General features: G+C 71.8%; 20 protein-coding genes. 16 read left to right on the top strand and 4 right to left on the bottom strand.

Going from position 1 to position 21,530, the window contains the following annotated elements; genetic code table 11:
* Positions 1 to 51 precede the first annotated feature (51 nt).
* The gene (locus tag ACO229_RS14825; protein ID WP_423461955.1) at positions 52 to 792 is read right to left on the bottom strand and encodes a class I SAM-dependent methyltransferase; all 741 of its coding nucleotides are present in this window, start codon (positions 790 to 792) and stop codon (positions 52 to 54) included.
* Positions 793 to 929: 137 nt separating this feature from the next.
* Here ACO229_RS14825 and ACO229_RS14820 point away from each other — a divergent pair, with 137 nt between their 5' ends.
* From ACO229_RS14820 to ACO229_RS14785, 8 genes are all read left to right on the top strand, one after another.
* Complete coding sequence (locus tag ACO229_RS14820; RefSeq protein ID WP_397429893.1) at positions 930 to 2,267, top strand: MFS transporter; 1,338 nt, start codon at positions 930 to 932, stop codon at positions 2,265 to 2,267.
* 213 nt (positions 2,268 to 2,480) lie between these two features.
* Complete coding sequence (locus ACO229_RS14815; protein ID WP_423461954.1) at positions 2,481 to 3,935, top strand: amidohydrolase family protein; 1,455 nt, start codon at positions 2,481 to 2,483, stop codon at positions 3,933 to 3,935.
* 44 nt (positions 3,936 to 3,979) lie between these two features.
* Positions 3,980 to 4,711 (top strand): ABC transporter ATP-binding protein, encoded by a 732-nt coding sequence (locus tag ACO229_RS14810; protein ID WP_397429894.1) that lies wholly within the window; start codon positions 3,980 to 3,982, stop codon positions 4,709 to 4,711.
* Positions 4,708 to 5,583 (top strand): ABC transporter permease, encoded by an 876-nt coding sequence (locus ACO229_RS14805; RefSeq protein ID WP_423461953.1) that lies wholly within the window; start codon positions 4,708 to 4,710, stop codon positions 5,581 to 5,583. Before ACO229_RS14810 ends, ACO229_RS14805 begins: the two co-directional genes overlap by 4 nt.
* 101 nt (positions 5,584 to 5,684) lie before the next feature.
* The gene (locus ACO229_RS14800) at positions 5,685 to 6,872 is read left to right on the top strand and encodes a hypothetical protein (protein WP_423461952.1); all 1,188 of its coding nucleotides are present in this window, start codon (positions 5,685 to 5,687) and stop codon (positions 6,870 to 6,872) included.
* 2 nt (positions 6,873 to 6,874) lie between these two features.
* Positions 6,875 to 8,245, top strand: coding sequence for an FAD-binding oxidoreductase (locus ACO229_RS14795; protein ID WP_423461951.1), 1,371 nt, complete (start codon positions 6,875 to 6,877; stop codon positions 8,243 to 8,245).
* Positions 8,245 to 9,060, top strand: coding sequence for a creatininase family protein (locus ACO229_RS14790; RefSeq protein ID WP_423461950.1), 816 nt, complete (start codon positions 8,245 to 8,247; stop codon positions 9,058 to 9,060). The genes ACO229_RS14795 and ACO229_RS14790 overlap by 1 nt, the downstream gene beginning before the upstream one ends.
* Positions 9,057 to 10,604 carry an amidohydrolase family protein gene (locus ACO229_RS14785; RefSeq protein ID WP_423461949.1) on the top strand — a complete coding sequence of 516 codons (1,548 nt, stop codon included), beginning with the start codon at positions 9,057 to 9,059 and terminating at the stop codon, positions 10,602 to 10,604. The genes ACO229_RS14790 and ACO229_RS14785 overlap by 4 nt, the downstream gene beginning before the upstream one ends.
* On the opposite strand, the gene ACO229_RS14780 is transcribed toward ACO229_RS14785, so the two are convergent.
* The gene (locus tag ACO229_RS14780) at positions 10,573 to 11,184 is read right to left on the bottom strand and encodes a helix-turn-helix domain-containing protein (protein WP_397409685.1); all 612 of its coding nucleotides are present in this window, start codon (positions 11,182 to 11,184) and stop codon (positions 10,573 to 10,575) included. The genes ACO229_RS14785 and ACO229_RS14780 overlap by 32 nt on opposite strands.
* A 124-nt stretch (positions 11,185 to 11,308) precedes the next feature.
* Between ACO229_RS14780 and ACO229_RS14775 the strand changes: the two genes are divergently transcribed.
* A complete protein-coding gene (locus ACO229_RS14775) occupies positions 11,309 to 11,827 on the top strand; it encodes a flavin reductase family protein (RefSeq protein WP_423461948.1) in 519 nt (172 codons plus the stop codon).
* Positions 11,828 to 11,863: 36 nt separating this feature from the next.
* On the opposite strand, the gene ACO229_RS14770 is transcribed toward ACO229_RS14775, so the two are convergent.
* On the bottom strand, positions 11,864 to 12,553 hold the full coding sequence (locus ACO229_RS14770; protein ID WP_397429900.1) for a FadR/GntR family transcriptional regulator: 690 nt from the start codon (positions 12,551 to 12,553) through the stop codon (positions 11,864 to 11,866).
* A 148-nt stretch (positions 12,554 to 12,701) separates the two neighbouring features.
* Between ACO229_RS14770 and ACO229_RS14765 the strand changes: the two genes are divergently transcribed.
* Genes ACO229_RS14765 through ACO229_RS14745 form a run of 5 tightly spaced genes read left to right on the top strand, consistent with a single transcriptional unit; the run spans position 12,702 to position 18,148 of the window.
* Positions 12,702 to 13,931: an aminotransferase class V-fold PLP-dependent enzyme gene (locus ACO229_RS14765; RefSeq protein WP_423461947.1), complete on the top strand. Its 1,230-nt coding sequence runs from the start codon at positions 12,702 to 12,704 to the stop codon at positions 13,929 to 13,931.
* 35 nt (positions 13,932 to 13,966) lie between these two features.
* On the top strand, positions 13,967 to 15,271 hold the full coding sequence (locus ACO229_RS14760; RefSeq protein WP_423461946.1) for an ABC transporter substrate-binding protein: 1,305 nt from the start codon (positions 13,967 to 13,969) through the stop codon (positions 15,269 to 15,271).
* A 1-nt stretch (position 15,272) separates the two neighbouring features.
* Entirely contained in the window at positions 15,273 to 16,214 is a 942-nt protein-coding gene (locus ACO229_RS14755; RefSeq protein ID WP_423461945.1) for a carbohydrate ABC transporter permease, read from the top strand.
* Positions 16,211 to 17,029, top strand: coding sequence for a carbohydrate ABC transporter permease (locus ACO229_RS14750; protein ID WP_423461944.1), 819 nt, complete (start codon positions 16,211 to 16,213; stop codon positions 17,027 to 17,029). Before ACO229_RS14755 ends, ACO229_RS14750 begins: the two co-directional genes overlap by 4 nt.
* Positions 17,030 to 17,059: 30 nt before the next feature.
* Positions 17,060 to 18,148, top strand: coding sequence for a LacI family DNA-binding transcriptional regulator (locus tag ACO229_RS14745; protein WP_423461943.1), 1,089 nt, complete (start codon positions 17,060 to 17,062; stop codon positions 18,146 to 18,148).
* Between the two features lie 42 nt (positions 18,149 to 18,190).
* On the opposite strand, the gene ACO229_RS14740 is transcribed toward ACO229_RS14745, so the two are convergent.
* Complete coding sequence (locus tag ACO229_RS14740) at positions 18,191 to 18,862, bottom strand: hypothetical protein (RefSeq protein ID WP_423461942.1); 672 nt, start codon at positions 18,860 to 18,862, stop codon at positions 18,191 to 18,193.
* A gap of 409 nt (positions 18,863 to 19,271) precedes the next feature.
* On the opposite strand from ACO229_RS14740, the gene ACO229_RS14735 reads away from it, so the two are divergent.
* Together ACO229_RS14735 and ACO229_RS14730 are read left to right on the top strand one after the other, a co-directional pair.
* Positions 19,272 to 20,654: a helix-turn-helix domain-containing protein gene (locus ACO229_RS14735; RefSeq protein ID WP_423461941.1), complete on the top strand. Its 1,383-nt coding sequence runs from the start codon at positions 19,272 to 19,274 to the stop codon at positions 20,652 to 20,654.
* Positions 20,651 to 21,481, top strand: coding sequence for a class I SAM-dependent methyltransferase (locus ACO229_RS14730; RefSeq protein WP_423461940.1), 831 nt, complete (start codon positions 20,651 to 20,653; stop codon positions 21,479 to 21,481). The genes ACO229_RS14735 and ACO229_RS14730 overlap by 4 nt, the downstream gene beginning before the upstream one ends.
* Positions 21,482 to 21,530: the final 49 nt, after the last annotated feature.

Raw genomic sequence — 21,530 nt, 5'->3', positions numbered from 1 at the left:
ATTGTGCCGGGCCGGTTGCCGCGCGTCGGCCCGGGAGCCCTCCACCCGTGCTCATGGACGCCGCGCGAGCAGGCTGAACGTGTTCGGCAACCGGCCGTCCCAGGCGGCTGCCGAGAGGCGGTCCGGCTGCCAGAACGGTTCGGGGTGCTCCTTCAGGTGCTCGATCGTGAAGCCGGCCCGCAGGCACGCCATGACCATCTCCGCCAGGGTGCGCTGGTGCTCCACGGCGCCGTTTCCCGGGAACGTGTCGTTGACGTGCGAGGGCGCGAAGTAGCCGCGATCGGTGCGCAGCCGCGCCTCATCGGCGTCCCACGTCCACAGCGGCACCAGCGGGTGCGCCTCGTACACGTAGAACCGGCCGCCCGGTCGCAGCAGGCGGCGGGTCTCCAGCAGGAAGGTGTCGAGGTCGGCCAGCCAGATCAGCGCGCCCTTGCCGGTGTAGACCAGGTCGGCGCACCCGTCGTCGAGGCCGCTGTCCGGCATGGTCGCGCGCGTGTACCGGCAGGGCACGCCCAGCTCGTCGGCTCGGCGCTGCGCGCTCGACACGGCCGCGTCGCTGTAGTCGAGCCCGTGCACCGAGCGAGCCCCCAGGTGCACGAGCGCGACGTCGTCCAGGCCGTGGCCGCTCATGGGGTGCACGACGTCGGCGCCGGGGACGAGGCCGCCCAGCGCCGCGACCTCCGCCGGGAGGAGCTGCGCGGTCCGGGCCCGCTCCAGGTGCTCGGCGTACTCGATCTCGTACTTGCGTGATGCGGCGGCCCAGGCGGCTCGCGTCCCGTCTTCGGTACCCATGGTCCGACTTTCTCAGCCCGTGGGCCGGGCGTCAGGCCCAGGTCCCGAGGTGACGCATGCCGTCCACGCCGTAGACGCCGGGGCCGAGGGTCGCCATACTCGCACCACATTTCACCCGACGACCCCCGGAGGTTCCTGTGGCGGGTACGGCGACACAGCCGCTCAGCGGCACGCAGAAGCGCACCATCGCGGGCGGTGCCATCGGCACGCTCATGGAGTACTACGACTACTACCTCTACGGTCTCGCGTCGGCGGCGGTCTTCCCCGCGGTGTTCTTCACGGGTGAGGACCCGATCGTCGCGCAGCTCTCGTCGTTCGCGACGTTCGCCGTGGGGTTCTTCCTGCGCCCGGTCGGCGGCCTGGTCTTCGGCCACGTCGGTGACCGGGTCGGCCGCAAGGCGACGCTGATGATCACCGTGGTCGGCATGGGCATCGCCACGGCGGGCATCGGGCTCATCCCGCCGGAGGCGTCGATCGGCATCGCCGCGCCGCTGCTGCTGATCTTCTTCCGCATGTGCCAGGGCTTCTTCGTCGGCGGCGAGATGGGCGGCGCGGCGACGATGGTCGTCGAGCACGCCCCCGTGGGCCGGCGCGGCATGTACGGCGCGTTCCTCATCAGCGGCGCGGGGATCGCGAACGTCGCCTCCGCCGGGCTCATGGCGGGTCTCGGCCTCGGCCCGCAGTCCTGGTTCATGACGTGGGGCTGGCGCATCCCGTTCGTGCTCGGGCTCGTGCTGGCCATCGTCGCGATCGTGCTGCGCAGCAGGCTCGAGGAGTCCGACGAGTTCAAGGAGACCAGGAAGGCCCAGGAGGACGCCGGGGTGCGCACCAACCCGGTCGCCGAGGTGTTCCGGCACCCCAGGAACGCGATCATGGGCGTGCTCATCGGCCTGCCGCAGAGCATCGCCGGGTACGTGGTGCTCACGTTCGGTATCGCCTACCTGGTCAACGAGAACGACATCCCGCCCTGGCAGGGGTTCGCCGGGACGATGATCGTCGGCGTCCTGCAGGTCTTCGTGGCGCCCGCGTACGGCGCGCTGTCCGACCGGGTCGGACGGCGGACCGTGTACATCGCGGGCTGCGTCGGGTTCGCCCTGCTGGTCTGGCCGGCGTTCCTGCTGTTCGACACGAGCAACCTGGTGCTGATCTGGGTGGGCATGATCGTCGGCTTCGTGATTCCCGGCGTGGCGATGCAGGCCACCCTGCAGACGATGCTGGCCGAGATGTTCGACCCCGAGGCCCGCACGACCGGTGTGAACATCGGGTACCAGATCTCCAACACGCTGGGCGGTGGCCTCGCCCCGTTCGTCTGCACGGGACTGGTCGCCCTCGTGGGCGGGCAGATCTGGCCCGTCGTCGTGTACTGCGCGGTGATCTGCCTGATCGGTGCGGCCGCTACTGCCACCGCCACCATCAGCACCGACGGTTCGCGCCTGCACGAGCTGCGGGCCGCGCCGGCCGCTGCCGACGCCTGACCTCGACGCGGGCGGGCCTCCCCGCGAGGCCCGCCCGCCCCGGGCGAGCACGTCCGCCGGCTCCCACCGCCCTGCCGTCCGCCTGGCGCACCGCGCGCCGACGTTCACACACCCGCGCCGCACCGGACACGCAGCCGAAACAGGCCACCCCTAGCGTTCTGAATGTTCCTCTGATCAACATTCTGCTCCCGTGAGCGCAGGAGGGGAGGCAGTGTGCAGCACCAGACCGAGCCCGGGTACGTTCCCGTCGGCCTGCCCGACGGCGCCACGCGGCTCGCCGGAACGCGCGTCGCCGCGCTGCGCGGGGTCCGGACACCGGCCGGCACGCTCGTCGACGTCGAGATCGCCGACGGCCGGGTCGTCGCGACATCGGCGACCGGCACCGGCACCAGCACCGGCACCAGCACCGGCGTCGGCACCGGCCCAGCCGGTCCGCCCCGCCCGGGCAGCCCGGCCGGCACCTTCCGGTCCTCCGCGGGCGTCGCCGCGGACGGCGCCGCCGTCCACCTCGACGCCACCGGCTGGCGGGTGCTGCCCGCCGCGTGCGAGCCGCACGCCCACCTCGACAAGGCGCTCACCGCCGACCGCGTGCCGCCGGGTACGGGGGAGGACCTGGTGGGGGCCGTCGCCCGCTGGCGCGAGCTCGCGCCGGGCATCGACGGTGCCGACGTGCTGCGCCGCGCCCGGACCGCCGTCGAACGGTACGCCGCGCGTGGCATCACGACCGTCCGGACCCACGTCGACGCGCCCGCCGAGGGTGACCCGCTGCGCATGCTGGACGCGCTGCTCGGGCTGCGCGAGGAGCTCGCGGGGTCCGTGACGCTCCAGGTGTGCCTGCTCGGCGGGTCGCACACGCCGGACGCCGTCTTCGCCGAGGCCGCCGCGCGCGGCGTGGACGTGCTGGGCGGCTGCCCGCACCTGGCCCCCGATCCGCGGGCGGAGGTCACGCGCGTGCTCGACCTCGCCGAGCGCACCGGGCTCCCGGTGGACCTGCACGCCGACGAGCAGACGGCGCTGCCCGCCGACGGCGCGCTCGACGTGGTCGAGCTGGCCCGGCAGGTGATCGCGCGCGGGCTGACCCAGCGCGTGACGGCGAGCCACGTGGTCCGGCTCGGCTCGCTGCCGCCCGACCGGCTCGCCCCCGTGGTGGACCTGCTGGCGCGTGCCGGCCTCGGCGTGGTGACGCTGCCGATCACCAACCTCTATCTCCAGGGCCGCGACGCCACGCACCTCCCGCCGCGCGGGCTGACCGCCGTGCGGGCCCTGCTCGACGCGGGCGTGCCGCTGGCTGCAGGCGCCGACAACCTCCGCGACCCGTTCAACCCGGCCGGTACGGGCGACCCGTTCGAGACGACGTCGCTGCTCATGACCGCGGGCCACCTGACGGCCGCCGAGGCGCTGGACGCCGTGACGGCCGGGGCGCGCACGGTGCTCGGGCTGCCGCCGGCGGGCGTGTCCGCGGGGGACCGGGCCGATCTGGTCCTCGTGCCCGACGTACCGCTCGGCGACGTGCTGGCCGGCGGGGAGCACGTACGCGTCGTCCTGACGGGCGGTCGCGTGGTGGCGGACACCCGCGTCCACCGCGCCCTCGCCCTCGCCGCGCCCACCCGGTCCGCGGACCGGCCCGCCGCGACCGAGACACCCGATCCCGACCTGCTCGTGAGGTGACACCAGTGAGCACAGTGACCACGACGACCCCACGGCCGAAGTCCATGACGCGCACGCTCGTGCTCGACGACGTGACCAAGGCGTTCCCCACCGGCACCGTCGCGCTGGAGGGGGTGAGCCTGTCCGTCACGGCCGGGGAGTTCGTCTCCGTCGTCGGCCCGTCCGGGTGCGGCAAGTCCACCCTGCTGCGCCTGGCCTCCGGGCTGGACCACGTGACCGGTGGCAGCATCGAGGTGAACGCCACCTCGACGTCCTACGTCTTCCAGGAACCGACGCTCCTGGAGTGGCGCAGCGCGCTGCGCAACGTCGAGCTGGTCGGCGAGCTGCGCGGCGCCGCGAAGCCCGACCGGCGGCGCCGCGCGCAGGAGGCCCTCGACCTCGTGGGGCTGTCCGGCTTCGAGAAGCAGCACCCGCGCCAGCTCTCCGGTGGCATGCGGATGCGGGTGTCGATCGCCCGCGCGCTGGTCGCCGAGCCGGACCTCGCGCTGTTCGACGAGCCGTTCGGCGCCCTCGACGAGATCACCCGGCTGCGCATGCAGACCGAGCTGCAGAGCCTCTTCCAGCTCAAGAGCTTCGCCGGCCTGTTCATCACGCACTCGGTGTCGGAGGCGGTCTACCTGTCCACGCGCGTCGTCGTGATGAGCGGGCGACCCGGCAGGGTGGTGGCCGACATCCCCGTGCCCTGGTCCTACCCCCGCCCACCCGAGCTCCGGTACGACGCCGGCTTCGCCGCGCTCACCGGTGAGGTCTCCGCGGCCCTCGGGGAGCACTCGTGAGCGCCGCGACGGTGCAGGAGCGCACCGCGCGCCCCCGGGACGAGGCCGCACCGCGCCCGGTCGCCCGGACGTCGTCGGCCCGGCGGCGGCTGCTCGCCGCCGGGAGCCGGGTCGGGCCGCTGCTCGCCGCCGTCGGGGGCATCGTCGCCGTCTGGTACGCCGTGACCTACCTGGTGCTCAGCCCCGAGCGCCGGTTCCTGCTGCCCCCGCTGCACCAGGTGCTCGGCACCACGCTCGGCAACCCGAACGTCATGGTGCCCATGCTCGACGCGCTGTGGCAGACCGTCGGCGTGGCGCTGTCCGGGCTCGGGATCGCCGTCGTGCTCGGCATCGGGTACGCCGTCGTCATGGCGCAGGCGGGCTGGGTCGAGAAGGTGCTCTACCCGTACGCGGTGATCCTGCAGACCATCCCCATCCTCGCCCTCACGCCGCTCATCGGGATCTGGATGGGCTACGGGTTCAGCGCCCGCATCGTGGTGTGCGTGATCATCGCCCTGTTCCCGATGATCGCGAACACCCTGTTCGGGCTCCAGTCCGCCTCGGCGGCCGCGCACGACCTGTTCACCCTGAACCGCGCCACCCGTGCGCAGCGGCTCCTCAAGCTCCAGTTCCCGGCGGCGCTGCCGTCGATCTTCACGGGCCTGCGCAACGCGGCGGGCCTGAGCGTGATCGGCGCGATCGTCGGCGACTTCTTCTTCCAGCAGGGCTCGCCCGGCATCGGCGGTCTGCTGCGCACCTACACGCTGCGGCTGAACATGGACGCCCTGTTCATGGCCATCATCCTGACCGCCCTGTTCGGCGTCGTGGTGTTCTCCGTGTTCGCCGCCCTCGACCGGGCCGTCATCGGCCGCTGGTACGGACGCGGGGCCTGACACCGACCCGCGCCCGCCCGTCACGACCCCCGCCCGGTGCGTCCCCCACGCACCGGGTGGTCCCACCGCGCCCCCACGCCCCACCCAACCCAGGAGTCCCCATGTTCCTCGCCAGACCCCGACACCTCGCCCTGGTCGCGCTGTCCGCCGTCCCGCTCCTCGTCCTGACCGCCTGCGGCGGCGGCACCGCCGACCAGGCGGGCGGCGCGGCCCCGATCGACGTGCCCGCCGCCGAGGCCGACGGGCCGCTCGACCTGTCCGGTGTGTGCCCCGAGACCGTCGTGCTGCAGCAGGACTGGCAGCCCGAGGCCGAGCACGGCGCGATGTACTCCCTGGTCGGCCCCGACAGCACCGTGGACACCGAGGCCAAGTCGGTCACCGGCTCCCTCGTCGCCCAGGGCGTCGACACGGGGGTGGACGTCGAGGTGCGCCCCGGCGGACCGAACGTCAACTTCCAGCCCGTGCCGTCGCTCATGTACCTGGACGACTCGATCATGCTCGGCGCCGTCACCACCGACGCCCAGATCACCGCCCTGGCCGACAACCCCGTCGTCACCGTGGCCTCCCAGCTCACCGTGAGCCCGCAGATCGTCATGTGGGACCCGGCCAGCCACGACGGCGCGACCACCATCGAGGAGGCGGCCGCGGGCGGCGACCCGCTCGTGTCGGCGGGCGACGTCTTCCCGCGTCTGCTGGCCTCGCAGGACATCATCGAGGACGCTCAGATCGACCTCAGCTACGAGGGCACGCCGCAGCGGTTCGTCTCCGACCCCGCGATCCTGCAGCAAGGGTTCGCCACGGCGGAGCCCTACATCTACGAGAACGAGATCCCGCAGTGGGGCAAGCCCGTGGGGTACCAGCTCCTGTCCGACGTCGGCTACTCGGTCTACCCCGAGGCGCTCGCCGTGCGCGCCGACAAGGTCGAGGAGAACGCCGACTGCCTCGCCAAGCTGGTGCCGATCATGCAGCAGGCGCAGCTCGACTACCTCGACGACCCGGAGGCCACGAACGAGCTGATCGTCGACCTCGTGGACCAGTACCAGACGGGCTGGACCTACTCGCTCGGGGTGGCGGACTACTCGGTGCAGACGATGAAGGACCTCGACCTCGTCACCGACGACCCGGCCTCCGGCGTGTTCGGCCGCATCGACCCCGACCGCATGGCCGAGATCGTGGACACCTTCGGCCCGATCCTCGTCGACGCCGGCCAGATCGACTCCGCCGACATCGACCCGGAGTCCCTGTACACCAACGAGTTCACCGACGACTCGATCTCGATGGGGAGCTGACCATGACGACCACCACCCCCGCCGGCACTCCGGCCGGCCCCGAGCGGGCGGCGCGCGCCGCGGACGAGATCGCCGCCCGGCTCGGCCCCGACCTCGTCTCCACCGACCCCGAGCTGCTGCTCAAGACGTCCTCCGACTGGTCCCGCATGTCACCCGTGCTCCAGGAGAAGGTGCCGGCCGGGCGGTACCTGCCCGACGCCGTCGTCCGCCCCCGCTCGGCGGCGGAGGTCGCCGAGGTGCTGCGGATCGCCTACGAGCACGACGTCCCGGTGACGCCCCGCGGCTCGGGCACCGGCAACTACGGCCAGGCGACGCCGTTCGACGGCGGCTTCGTGCTGGACCTGCGCGGCCTGGACACCATCCGGGTCAACGACTCGGGCACGGTGACCGCAGGGGCGGGCGCGAAGATCACCGCGATCGACGTCGCGGCGCGCGCGGCCGGCCGCGACATCTGGATCTACCCGTCCACCAAGGGCTCGACCATCGGCGGGTTCGTCGGCGGGGGATCGGCCGGCACCGGCACGATCGAGCACGGGTCCACCTCCGACGGCTTCGTGCTGTCTGTCACGGTGGCGCCCATGGACGGCAGCGGGACCACCTTCACGGTGTCGGGCCCGGACGTGACGCCGTACGTGCACGTCTACGGCGTGACGGGCGTGATCGTGGAGCTGGAGATCGCCACGGACCCGGCCCGCGACTGGGTGGCCGTCTACGCCGCCTTCGACGACTGGGCGTCGATGACGAGCGTGCACCGCTCGCTGCTCGACCTGCCCGTGCTGCCCCGGCTGGCGTCGGCGGACCCGCCGGCCCTCGTGCCGAGCCTGCCCGCGCCCGTGCCGCTCGATGCCGCACGGCACAGCCTGCGCGTGATCGCCGAGGCGTCGACCGTGGCGGAGATCGAGGCGCGCGTGGTCGCCGCCGGCGGCGACGTCGTGGCCACGCTCGCGGACTACGCGGAGACGGACAAGCTCTCCTCGATGTCCTACAACCACCCCGTGTACTACCTGCAGAAGGCGCACCCCGAGCACACGTGGTTCCACATGGAGACCGGCGGCCTCGCTCACTGGGAGCGCCCGGACGACGTCCGCGCGGTCTACGACGGCGACGTGCACCTCCACCTGGAGCTCATGGGCAGGGCGCCCCTGGCGATGGTCGTCGCGGACTACGTCTCCGAGGAGCACACGCTCGCGGGGATCGAGCGGCTGGAGGCGCTGGGTCTCGGCGTGCACTCGCCGCACCAGTGGTACGTGGACCGCAACGTGGACCTCGCCCGCGAGACCGCCCGCACCATGGACCCGAAGGGTCTGCTCAACCCCGGCAAGCTGGTCGACGCCCCGCCCGTGGACACCCGCGTCAACATCGGGGTGCGCTGATGGCCGCCCCGCGGTTCGCCGACCTCACCTGGCGGCAGATCGAGTCCCTGCCCCCCGACACCGTCGCGGTGCTCCCGCTCGGGGCGATCGAGCAGCACGGGCCCCACCTGCCGGTCTCGACCGACCTGGTGACGGCCACCGAGGCGGCGTCGGCCGCCGTCGAGTCGGTCGCTGCCTCCGGCGCGGCGTCCGTCGTGCTGCTGGAGCCGCTCGCGTACACGAAGTCGGACGAGCACGCCGGGTTCCCCGGCACGGTCTGGCTCTCGTGGGACACGCTCATGCGCGTCCTGGTCGACGTCGGCCGCTCGCTCGCCGCGTCGGGCATCACGCGGCTGATGTTCGTCAACGGGCACGGCGGCAACTCCGCGCTCGGCCAGGTCGCCAACCGGGAGCTGCGGCGCCGGTTCGGGCTGCGCACGTTCTTCGCGCACGTCTCGATGCCGCGCGACCAGGGCGGCGTCCCGGCCTCCGGCGACGAGCACGGGCTCGGCGTGCACGGCGGCCACGGCGAGACCTCCCTCATGTTGCACCTGCGCCCCGGACTGGTCCACATGGACCTCGCGGAACGCCGCGTGCCCGAGGGCCTGCTCGCCTACGAGCAGATCGGCTTCGGCCGGCCCACGTCGTTCGGCTGGCTGTCGAGCGACTTCGGTCCCGACGGCCACGTGGGCGACCCGACCACCGCCACCGCCGAGGCCGGCAAGGAGCTGTTCGAGCGTGCGGTCGCGCAGCTCGCGCGGACGCTCGTCGAGGCGTCCCGGTTCACGACGCCGGCCGACGGCGCGAGCGCGCTCGGCGCCCGGGACCGCGAGTGAGCGAGGCCGGTGCGGGGTCGCCGCCGGACGAGAGCGGGGCCGTGTCGCGTCCGGTCACGGACGCGGCCGCCCCGCGCCTGGTCGCGGACCGTGCCGTGCCGCGCCTGGTCGTGCGCGGGGCGCTCGCGGTACGCACGGGTCCGGGTGCCCGGGCGGACGGGTCGGGCACCCCCGCACAGGGGGCGGGTGCCAAGCCCGGCGGCCCGGCCGCCGGGCCGTGGTCCGGTGCGGAGGAGCCCGGGGGCGACATCGTGATCGGCGCGGACGGACGGGTGCTGGAGATCCGCACCGGTGCGGACGGCGCCGGTGCCCCGCAGGCATTCGGCGCCTCGTCCGACACCGGCGTCGAGGTGCTCGACGCGACCGGCTGCGTGGTCACGCCGGGGCTGGTGAACGCGCACCACCACCTGCTCCAGACGGCGTTCCGTACGCTGCCCGGCACCCGCGGCGTCCCCATGCGCGACTGGCTCGCGCTGATGGCCGCCGCCTACCGGCGCGCCGGGGTCGACGCGGGGCTCGTGGGCGCGGCGGCCCGCGCCGGGCTGGCGGAGGCCCTGCTCAGCGGGGTCACGACCGTCGCCGACCACCACCTCACATGGCCGGCGGGGCTCGACCCGGCCGCCACCGCCGACCTCGCGCGCGCGACGGCCGCCGCGGCGGACGACCTCGGGGCGCGCCTCGTCCTGGTGCGGGGCACCGCGGGCGACGACGCCGAGACGGCGGCGCTGAGCGCGGACGCCGTCGCCGACGCGCTGGTGGGTGGCGCGCCGGGCGGCGTGCGCGCCGACGGCCGCGTGCAGGTCGCCGTCGGCCCGGCCGGCGTCCACAGCGACGGCGAGGCGACGTTCCGGCTGCTCGCGGAGGTGGCCCAGCAGCGCGGGCTGCGGCGGCGTACGCAGGCCAACGAGCAGGTCGACGTCGCGGTCGCGCTGGAGCGGTACGGCCGGCGGCCGCTCGACCTGCTGGACGAGTGGGGCTGGCTCGCACCCGACGTGACGGTGGCGCACCTGTGCGACGTCACCGACGAGGAGATCGACCGGGTGGCGGCGTCCGGGGCGTCCGCGACGCACGCCCCCGGGTGCGACGTGCCGATGGGCTGGGGCGTCGCGCCGGTCGCACGGCTGCTGGCGGCCGGGGTCACCGTGGGCCTCGGTACGAGCGGTGGCGGCTCGAACGACGCCGGCCACCTGCTCGCGGACGCCCGCCTGGCGATGCAGGTCTCGGCGCTGGTGGGCCGCCAGCTCGCGGCGCGCGAGGTGCTGGACGCCGCCACGGCGGGCGCGGCGGACGGGCTCGGCAGGCCCGAGCTCGGCCGGATCGCGCCGGGGTCCGCCGGCGACCTGTGCGTGTGGGACGTCTCCGGCGTGGCCGACGCCGGCGTGGCCGACCCGGTCGCGGGCCTGCTCTGGGCCGCGCCCGGCCGTCGGCCGCGGCACGTCGTCGTGGGCGGGCGCGTCGTGGTGCGGGACGGCCGGCTGGTGACCGCCGACGAGCGCGCGGTGGCGCGCGGGCTCAGCCGGCGTCTGGCGCGAGTCGCTGCTTGACCACCAGCAGCCGGTAGGCGCCGCCGTCGGCACTGGCCCAGCGGTGGCGGGTCCCGGCGCGGTAGAAGGCCGAGTCGCCCGGGCCCACCTGCTCCAGCGTGCCGTCGAGGTCGAGCAGCACCTCGCCCTCGACCACGTAGACGAACTCGTCCTCGTCGTGGGCCCAGTACGGCCCCGGTTCGCGTGACGTGCCCGTGTACTCCATGGGGTCGAACGGGCGGTCCCCGGCGGGGGCGAGGGCACGGACCGTGCCCCCGCCCGCCGACGCCGCCGACCCCTCGTCGGTGCGCCGCACGACCGGCGTGCTGCCCGCGGGCGGTGCCGTGCCCTCGGCGAGCAGGAGCTGCTGGGTGGTGCCGAGCGTCGTCGCGACGCGGAACAGGGACGACATGCTCAGCCGTGCCCGCCCCCGCTCCACCTGGCTGAGGAACGAGTGCGAGAGTCCGGTGGCCTCGGCGAGCTGGACGAGCGTCAGACGCTGCGAGTGCCGGAGCGCGCGGATCCGCTGCCCCAGCCGGGCGACCGAGCGGCCGAGCGGATCGGTCTCCTGGTCGGCGCGCGCGTCCGTGCCCTGATGCATGCCTTGATGCTAGGCGATTGCGCCGGTCGGAGGGGGTTTACCGAGGCCGGCGGCAGACGTAACAGAACGCGTCCGCCGGAGTGATCCACGCGAAACATCGAGCACCGACGATGGACGTATGTTGATGTCATCAACATCGCGCGGGGGGTCCGTCGCCGACGGCTTCCGGGACGCGATGGCCGGGCTGGCGAGCGGCGTGTGCGTGGTCACGACGACGGCGGGCGGCGTCCCCGCCGGCCTGACGACCACCGCCGTGATGAGCGTGAGCCTCGACCCGCCGCTGGTCGCCGTCGGGGTGGGCCGGACCAGCCGCACCCTGGCGCCGCTACGTGCGGCGCGGCGGTTCGCGGTGCACGTGCTGGCGCACGACCGCGAGGACGTCGCCGCCGTGTTCGCCTCCAAGGCCCCGGACAAGTTCATCGGCCGGGTCGTGGGCGCGGGCCGGGCCGGCGTCCCCCTGCTGACCGAGGACGCGCGGCACGTGCTGGAGTGCGAGACCTGGACCGAGGTCGAGGCGGGTGACCACGTGCTGCTCGTCGGCCGGGTCGTCGCCGTGCACGCGTCCGCCCGGGACGGCGGACGCGCCCTGGTGCACTTCGACCGTGCGTTCCACCAGGTCGGCGCCGCGGACGGCCGGGCCTGACCCACGCCGGGGCCGTGCGCCCCGGTCGGCCCGGGGTCAGTCCACCGGGTCCGGCGCCGGACGGCGCTCGCGCAGCCACACCTCGCTCTGCGTGACGTGCGCCGCCGCGGCCACCGACGCCGCGACGGGGTCGCGTGCCGTCAGCGCGCGCAGGATCGCGCGGTGGCCCGCGTCGGAGACCCGCTTGGTGTCCGGGGTGAGCACCGGGTAGGCGCGCGACCGGGACCGGAGCACCGACACCAGGGACGCCAGCGACTCGTTGCCGCACAGCCGCACGATTCCCATGTGGAACTCGTGGTCGAGCGCCGACTGCTCGTCGACGTCCTCGCTCGCCTCCAGCCGGTCGAGGAGGTCCGCCAGCCGGGTCAGCGTGGTGTCGTCGCAGCGCGCCGCCGACAGGGCCACGGCATGCGCCTCCAGCACGCGGCGCAGCTCGTAGAGCTCGAGGATCGACTCCAGCGGCAGCAGGCCGACCGTGAGGGTGAGCGTCCGGATCATGTCGGCGGCGCGCAGCTCGCCCACGAACGTCCCGGCCCCGCGGCGCGTCTCGACCACGCCCAGGGCCGAGAGCGTGCGGATCGCCTCGCGGATCGAGCCGCGCGAGACACCGAGCCGCTCGCTCAGCTCGCCCTCGCTGGGCAGCCGGTCACCCGGCTGGAGGGAGCCGTCGGCGATCAGGGTGCGGACCCCGTGCAGTGCCGTCTCGACCGCGCTCACCTCGTGCATCCCTCCAGCATGTCAGGTTCTCCCTGCCGCCGCGGACATTTCGCCCCCGTAAAACCTGTCCTACAGATCTGTGTCATTTGCCAGGAATCTCTGGCCTTGTGCTGCCTGGCCTGCCATGGTTGTCCGACAACTACCCGAGGGAGGGTCGATGGACCAGGTGCACACCACCACCGCACCGGTGCCCGTCCGGCTCGCGTCCGGCCGGCCGGCCCGGGACGCGTGGCCGCTGGACGACACCGTCGTGCACCTCAACCACGGCTCCTACGGCGCCGTCCCCGTCGAGGTGGGGCGCCACCAGGAGGAGCTGCGGCGGCAGGCCGACCTCAGCCCTGTCGCCTGGTTTCCCCGGACGCCCGAGCTCATCGCCGCCGCCCGCCACGAGATCGCGCCGTTCGTGGGTGCCCGGGCCGAGGACACGGCGTTCGTGCCCAACGCCTCGGCGGCCGCGACCGTGGTGCTCAACTCCCTGCGGCTCGCGCCCGGCGACGAGATCCTGGTCACCGACCACGGCTACGGCGCAGTCACCATGGGCGCCCACCGGCTCGCCCGGCGCACCGGTGCCCGCGTCCGCACGGTCGCCGTGCCGCTCGCGGCGACGGAGGACGAGGTCGTCGAGAGGTTCCGGGCCGAGCTCACCGGCACGGTGCGCCTCGTCGTCGTCGACCAGATCACCTCGCCCACCGCCCGTCTGCTCCCGACCGCCCGGATCACGCAGGTCGCCCACGAACGCGGCGCCCGCGTGCTCGTGGACGGCGCGCACGCGCCCGGCCTCGTCCCCGACGCGGCCGCCGCCGCGGGCGGCGACTGGTGGTTCGGCAACCTGCACAAGTGGCCCTGCGCGCCGCGCGGGTCCGCGCTGCTCGTCACCCGGGCCGCCGACCGTGACGACCTCTGGCCGCTCATCGACTCCTGGGGCGCCGAGGAGCCCTACCCGGAGCGGTTCGACTCCCAGGGCACCCTGGACGCGACCGCCTACCTCGCCTCCCCGCACGCCGTCCGGTTCGTCGAGCGGGAGCACGGCTGGGCCCGGGCGCGCGAGACCATGGCGGCGCTCGCCGACCACGGCGTGGACGTCATCGGCGCGGCCCTCCAGCCCCATGTCGACGGACCCGTGGCCACCGACGTCGGCATGCCCGTGCCCGCGATGCGCCTGATCCGGCTCCCGGACGGTCTCGGACGGGACCGGACGGACGCCGACGAGCTGCGCCTGCGCCTGCTCGACCTGGCCGGCGTCGAGTCGGCCTTCACGAGCTTCGGCGGCGTGGGCTACCTGCGCCTCTCGGCGCACCTGTACACCGAGCCGCGCGACTTCGAGGCGTTCGTCGAGCGCGCCGTACCCCAGATCCTGGCGTTCGCCGACGAACGCCGGGGCCAGTGACACCACACCGACCGAGAAGAAGGAGAGGTGCGCCCGTGCACCGCACCCGAGCTGCCGTCACCGCGAGCCTGGCCACGATCGGCCTGCTCGCCCTCACCGCGTGTTCCGGAGGCGGGTCCGCCGCCGACGGGACCGTCCGCCTGCAGATGGTCGAGAGCCTGACCAACCCGGCCCGCACCGCGCTCATCCGCGAGCTGCTGGACGAGTTCGAGGCGGAGAACCCGGGCGTCACCGTCGACCTGGTGTCCCCGCCCACCGACCAGGCCGACCAGAAGCTCCAGCAGATGCTCCAGTCCGGCCGCGGCGTGGACGTGCTGGAGGTCCGCGACAGCACCGTCGGGGCGTTCAGCAACAACGGCTGGCTGCACGACCTGTCCGACGAGGCCCCGCAGTGGGCGGGCTGGGACGACCTGACCGACAACGCGCAGGCCGTGACCGCGCCCGACGGCGCCCGCTACTACGTGCCGTACGGCTTCTACGGGCTGTCGCTGTTCTACCGCACCGACCTCGTCGAGGAGGCGGGCTTCGACGGCCCGCCGGCGTCGTGGGACGACCTGCTGGAGCAGGCCACCGCCATCCAGGACCCGGGACAGAACACCTACGGCTACGCGTTCCGCGGCGGCCAGAACGGGTTCAGCAACGTGGTGGCCGCCGTGGAGGCGTACACGATCGACGACCTCGACGTGGAGAACGCCTACCTGCTGCAGGACGGGGCCACCATCTTCTCGGCGCCCGAGGCGCAGGACGCCGTCGACACCTACTTCGCCCTGTTCGACCAGGCGTCGCCGCCGTCCGCCGTGTCGTGGGGCTACCCCGAGATGGTCGAGGGCTTCACCAACGGCTCCACGGCGTTCCTGCTCCAGGACCCGGAGGTCATCGCCACGGTGTCGCAGTCGACGACCGTCACCGAGGACCAGTGGTCCACCGCGCCGCTGCTGACCGGCCCCACCGGCAAGGCGGCGCAGCCGCTGGCCACCGCGGGCTGGGGCGTCGCGGAGGCGAGCGAGCACCAGGCCGAGGCGGCCGACCTGGTCGAGTTCCTGTCGGGCGCGGAGCCGGCCACCCGGTTCGCGCAGGAGAACAGCCTGGTGCCGATCATCGACGGCGCGGGGGAGGACCCGTTCTACTCCGAGGGCCCGTGGTCGAGCTACGTGACCATGACCGAGGACCCGGAGACGTACGTCAACGTGGTGCAGCCGCGCGGCGTGAGCTGGTGGACCGAGTGGGAGCAGAAGGCCGACCAGGACCTGCAGGCCGTGCTGCTGGGCGACATGACCACGAGCGAGCTGCTCGGGGAGTGGGACACGTTCTGGACCGAGAAGTACGCGTCGGAGAGCTGACGTGACCGCCACCGCCGTCCGTCCGCCGCGTGCCGGTGCGCCACGCGTGCCCCGGCGTCGTACGCCCTTCGGGCTCCGGCACGCGCTGACGATCCTCGGGTTCCTCGCTCCGGCCATCGTCCTCGTCTGCTGGTTCACGTACTTCCCCATGCTCCAGGGCGCGCAGATGGCGTTCCGGGACTGGAACCTGTGGGACCTCACCTCCACGCCCTGGGTGGGGCTGGGCAACTTCCTCACCATCCTGGGGGACCCGGTGTTCCCCGTCGTCGCGGGGAACACCGTGGTGTGGGTCGTGGGCTCGATCGTGCCGCAGCTCGTGATCGGGTTCCTGGTGGCCCTGGCGCTGTGGCGCCGGTTCCGCTTCCGCGGGCTCTACCAGGCGCTGGTGTTCTACCCGTGGGCGGTCTCCGGCTTCCTGGTGGGCATGCTCTTCCGCTGGATGTTCAACGCGGAGTTCGGCGTCGTGAACGACCTGCTGATGAAGGCGGGCCTCGTGGACGCGCCCCTGCCGTGGCTCGCCGACCCGACGCTGGCCATGGTCGCCGTCATCGTCGCCAACGTCTGGTACGGCGTGACGTTCTTCGCGATCATGATCCTCGCCGCGCTCCAGTCGGTGCCCGACGAGGTGCTGGAGGCCGCCGCCATCGACGGCGCCGGGACCGTGCGCCGGCTCTTCTCGATCGTGATCCCGTACATCTGGACCACGCTCGCGCTCACCGTGCTGCTCCGGGCGATCTGGACGTTCAACTCGCCCGAGATCATCTATGCGATGACGGCCGGCGGCCCCGCGGGACGCACGCACATCGTGACCACCTGGATGATCGAGTACACGCAGCAGGGCTCCTACGGCCTGGCGAGCGCGATCGGCCTGGCCGTCATGGTGGTGCTGTTCGTGTTCTGCGCGTTCTACCTCGTGGCCATGAAGCGGGTGAACCAGCGATGACGGGGCGCGTCGTCCGGGTCGCGGGACTCGCGCTGTGGCTGGTCGTCACGCTCTTCCCGCTCTACTGGGTGGTGGTCACGTCCTTCAAGGCGCCCGGGTCCATCAACCGGTGGCCGCTGGAGTACTGGCCGTCCGAACCGTCCACGGCCAACTACACCGACCTGTTCGCCACGTCGAGCTTCGGCACCTTCATCGGCAACTCGCTGACGGTCGCGCTGCTGGCCGGGGGCACGGCGACGCTGATCGCCCTGCTCAGCGCCTACGTGCTGGCGCGGTTCGAGTTCCGCGGCAAGGGTGCGGTGCTCGGGGCGTTCCTGCTCACCCAGATGATCCCGGCGTTCATCGCGCTCGGGCCCCTGTACGCGATGCTGTCCGACCTGGGACTGGTCGACACCCGGCCGGGGCTGGCCCTGGTCTACGTGGCCATGTGCATCCCGTTCTCCACCGTGATGCTGCGGGGGTTCTTCGAGAACATGCCCGACGCGCTGGAGGAGGCAGCGATGATCGACGGGTGCTCGCGCCTGGGCGCGCTGTTCCGCGTGCTCGTGCCGGTGATGGCCCCGGGGATCGCCGCGGCGTTCATCTTCAACTTCGTGAACTGCTGGAACGAGCTGTTCCTGTCCGTCGTCCTGCTGAACTCCGACGCCACCAAGACCATCCCGGCGGCGCTCAACGGGTTCATCTCGACGTTCAACATCGCCTGGGGCCCGATGTCGGCCGCGGCGGTGCTCACGATCCTGCCCACCATGGTGCTGTTCGCGGTGGCGAGCCGCTGGATCGTGGAGGGCCTGACGGCCGGGTCGGTGAAGGAGTAGCGCGGCCCTGGCCTGTGTGATCATGGGCGCATGACGGCCTCGACGCGCGGGCGGCCCGCGACGGTGAAGGACGTCGCCCGGCAGGCCGGGGTGTCGCCCAGCACGGTGTCGAACGTGCTGCACGGCCGGGCGAGCGTCGCCGCCCCGATCCGGGAGCGGGTCGAGGTGGCGGTCGCCGAGGTCGGCTACGTACCGTCGGTGGTGGGCCGCCAGCTCCGCAGCGGTACGTCCGACGTGATCCAGCTCGCCCTGCCGGACATCCGCTCGCCCTACTACTCCGCGCTCGCGCACACGGTCATCCGCCGGGCGCGCGAGCTCGGGCGCACGGTGGTCATCGAGGAGACGGACGGCGCCGTCGAGCAGGAGCAGCGCGTGGCGACCGGGCACCCGCACCGCGGGATCGGGGGCACCCTGATCTGCCCGGTGGCGCTGACCAGCGACGACCTGGCCGACCTGCGGCCCACGACGCCGACGGTCCTGCTGGGCGAGCACACCCGGGGCGACGCGTTCGACCAGGTCTTCATCGACAGCCGGGCCGCGGCCCGCGAGGTCGCCACCCACCTGATCGCCGCCGGTCGCCGCCGGTTCGCCTTCGTGGGTACGGAGCACGGCCCGACGCCGGGGCCCGGGGTGCTTCGACTCCAGGGTGTGCGCGACGTGCTCGCAGACGAGGGCCTGGACCTGCCCGGCTCGGCGGTGCTGGCCACGGCCGACTTCGGCCGGGAGGCGGGCGTGGCGGTGCCCGGACGTACTCGGATGAGCAGTCGCCGTAGCACAAGTCAGAGGCGTCCTGGCGGATGCCACCGATCCATGGATTTTGTCCCGATTGCTCATCGGGGAGCATCGCCCAACTCTGGCGAGTATCGTCGAAGCATGGGATCGGATGCAGAGGAAGCGCTGGGCCGACTAGGTGCTGAGCGTGAGCGCCATGGCGAGCAGATGGACGCCTCCGCGGTCGCGACCACGGGAGCGCTGGTCCGGGAAGCTCACTCGCTCGGCGCCAGCGACGATGAGATCGCGACAGCAGGCGGGCTGTCGATCGGGTGGGTCCGGTCGATCCTGGGCCTGCACGATTCACCGCTGCTTGACCGTCAGGGGCAGGCAATCTGGGTCATCTGACGTCTGTGCCAAGGCACCTTGTGTGCCCCGAGCGCCTGTCGATCACGCGTTGAGGTCACAGGCGACGACCGGTTCCTTGCGGTCAACCACCGGACCGAACTCGACGCCCCTACCTGCGGGCCACACGACTTGGGAGTACTTGCGCTTCCCTGACGACTTGCAGCGCTCGGTATAGGTCACGTTCGCGACTCGTGAGTAGCCCAGACCGTTGTTACTCCGAATCTTGCCGGTCTCGTTGCTGAACCGGATGCAAAGAGGACCCGAGCAGGTGCTGCGCAACTGGAACCTGATCCACTGTGGATATGCGCCCTCCGAGCATGTCTGAGTCGCTCCGCTCTGCAAATAGTTGCGCACCTTGATCACACCACCAAATGATCCCGCACAACCGCTGACCCATGCTGCACCGGTGATTGCGCGGTTCTCGGGGATATCGCCGATGCTCCAGGAGCCATCCTGGTCAAGGACCATCTGCTGATCTCCGATCCTTTGGACGATCGTTCCGTCCTCCTGCACCGTGATATTGCCCGCCGCGTCGTCGATGATGACCTGATACTCCAGTTCCCGCATCATGGCCGCTGTTTGTTCGGCAGCCCTGGAACCCAGCGCCTCCGAACCAGCAGGCACGGCATGTGCCGTCACACTCAGCCCGACCACGAGAATCCCTGATAGCAAGGCCACTACTCCGGACGCCGCTCGTCTGCGTGACCAGTTCATGAGCTCTCCTTTGTCATCCGCCCGTCGGGCAGCAGTACCATGTACCAGTGGCTCTCACATTCGAGCATGAGGCGATGAGAATGGCCACCTGCGGCTGCTGGAAACAAGCCGTTCTCTCTGATGCCGGCCGGCAAGGTCCGGCTGCGGCCGGACACCTTGTGGGCTTCTCGTGGGCTGCGAGGCCATCGCATCGTGGTCCGGGAGTTGTCCAGAGCGCCGTGCTGAACCTACGGGCGGGGTCGACTGCTCCGGCACCACGTCGTACTGTCTGTGTGTTTGCACGGTGCTGAATGCGGGCGCGCCGTTCACGGTCAGGGTACTGACCGACGCCATGTGGAGCCCCGTTGGTCGTGGTGAGGGCAGGGCGGACCTCGGGAGGACCGCAATGGATTCTGGTGCTATCGCTCGGATGAAGGCAGATCTCGGCCTGATGCTGGCTGACCTGCGGGATGCGAAGGGCTGGAGTCAGCAGCAGCTGATCGCTGAGGGGCAGGTCCGTTCGTCGCGCTCGTCGATCGCGAACACCGAGACTGGGCGTCAGTTTCCCGAGGAGAGATTCTGGGCAGAGTGCGATCGGGCGCTCGGTGCCCAAGGTGAGCTTCTTGCTGCCTACCGCAAGGTCAATGGCGCAGTGGTGGCGCAGAGGCAGAGCGATGTGCGGAACGCTCGTTCTCGCCTCTCCGAGCGAAATGGGGCCAGGGCCATCGCGCGTGGCCCTGAGGGGCCAGCGCCGAACTCGACGTCACATGCTCCACTTTCTCAGGCGGAGCCCGCCGACGAGATCCTAGAGGCCACGCGTTTCGCTTCGGCGCTGGCCGGAAGTGCCATAGCTCCAGAAGCCCTGGAGTTCACCGACCTGGAGATCCGACGACTCTCGGAGCGTTTTGGCTCTGTGCCGCCAGAACTGATGAGGCGAGATCTAGCGTTGCTGCAACGTTCGGTCTTCGCCATGATCGAACGCAATCGCTTTCCCGAGCAAACGCGGCACCTACATCTCCAGGCCGCGCAGATCACGGGGCTTGCCGCTCATCTATTGATGGACCACGGAAACTACGCTGGTGCACAAGCGATTGCAAACGTCGCATGGCTGTGCGCGCAAGCCGCCGGGCATCCCAATTTCCTCGGCTGGGTCCGGAGCGTCCAATCACTCGTTGCCTACTGGAACGGCAACTATGCACACGCTGCTGCGCTCGCGGTCGACGGCATGGACCACGCCACGAGTGGCACCATCACCGTTCGCCTCCCAGGGCTGTTGGCGCGCTCCCAGGGCAAGGCAGGAAACCGATCCGCCACCCTGAGCGCGATCAACTCTGCCGAGCAAGCCAGGGCACGGGTCATCGGGAATCCCGGGGACGCAAGCACTGATAGCGGGCTTTTCACCTTTCCCGAACGCAAGCAGGCAGGTTACGCGGGCACGGCGCTGCTCTCTCTCGCCAACCATCAGGACATTCCACAAGCCATCGAGCAGAGCAACCGAGCAGTCGAACTTGAACTCGAACGCTCAGGTGGGCAAGTCGTCGGGCCGGACATCCTGGCCGCCTACCTCGACCTCACCGCTGCACACCTCGCAACGGGCGATCTGGACGGGGCGGTATCCATGGTCCAGCCCGTCCTGGCAGCTCCCGACCACCACCGAACTGCCAGCATCAGAAAGCGCCTCGCTGAGCTGGAGGGGGCATTGGTCGCACGGCGATACCTACGCAGCGCTCTCGCGATCGAGCTACGGCAAGAACTTGTGGAGCTGCACGCTCTCCCTGACCGCAGTCCCATGCAGCTGGGTGGCGGGTCGTGAACAGCGGCGGTCAGCCAACCTCGGACAGGTCGGTCATCGCGAAGAGTGCGTACGCCGACGACCGGTACCTCCAGTCCCGGCAACGGCTCTATGACTTCCAGACACCGACCTACGACCTGCCCGGCATCGTGCTTGAACGTCTCAGTGACGCGGACCCGACGGTGGTCCTGGACGTCGGGTGCGGCAACGGCCGCTACACATCGCGGTTCCGAGGGCAGTTCCCGCGCGCTGCGGTCATCGCAATCGACATCGCACCCGGGATCCTGGGTGCAGTGGGTTCGCCGGCGGTCGTCGCTGACGCCGCACACCTGCCGTTTGCAGCGGCCTCCGCGGAGGTCGTGCTGGCCATGCACATGCTGTATCACGTCGAAGACGTCGAGGCCGGGGTCCGGGAGCTGGCCCGGGTTCTCGATCCGTCGGGAACGGCATTCGTGTCCACCAACGCGATCGAGGACAAGAGCGAACTCGACGACCTCTGGCGCCGTGCCGCGTCCCACGTTCTTGGCACTCCTGACCCGCCCGAACGAATATCGCTGTCCCGCAGATTCTCCTTGAACGCGGCACCGGAGATGCTGGGCAGATACTTCGGCTCCGTCCAGGTCCATGAACTTCCAGGGACGATCCGCGTCACCTCGACCGGGCCGGTCATCAACCATCTGGCGTCCTACGAGTCCTTCGCCAACAAGACCGGCATCCCGTTCCACGACACCGTGAAAGCGGCTGAATCCCTGCTCCGGGAACATCTTGATGAGTACGGGGAATTCACCATCACGTGTCTCGGCGGCATCCTCGAATGCAAGATTCCCGCGACCAGCGGCAATCACTGAGGGCATCGCCCGCCCAGACTTCGTGAGCCTAGGCCCACCCACCAGGAAC

The sequence above is a fragment of the Promicromonospora sp. MS192 genome, from assembly GCF_049532985.1.
Lineage (GTDB): Bacteria > Actinomycetota > Actinomycetes > Actinomycetales > Cellulomonadaceae > Promicromonospora.
This window is presented reverse-complemented; position numbering and strand designations above follow the sequence as displayed.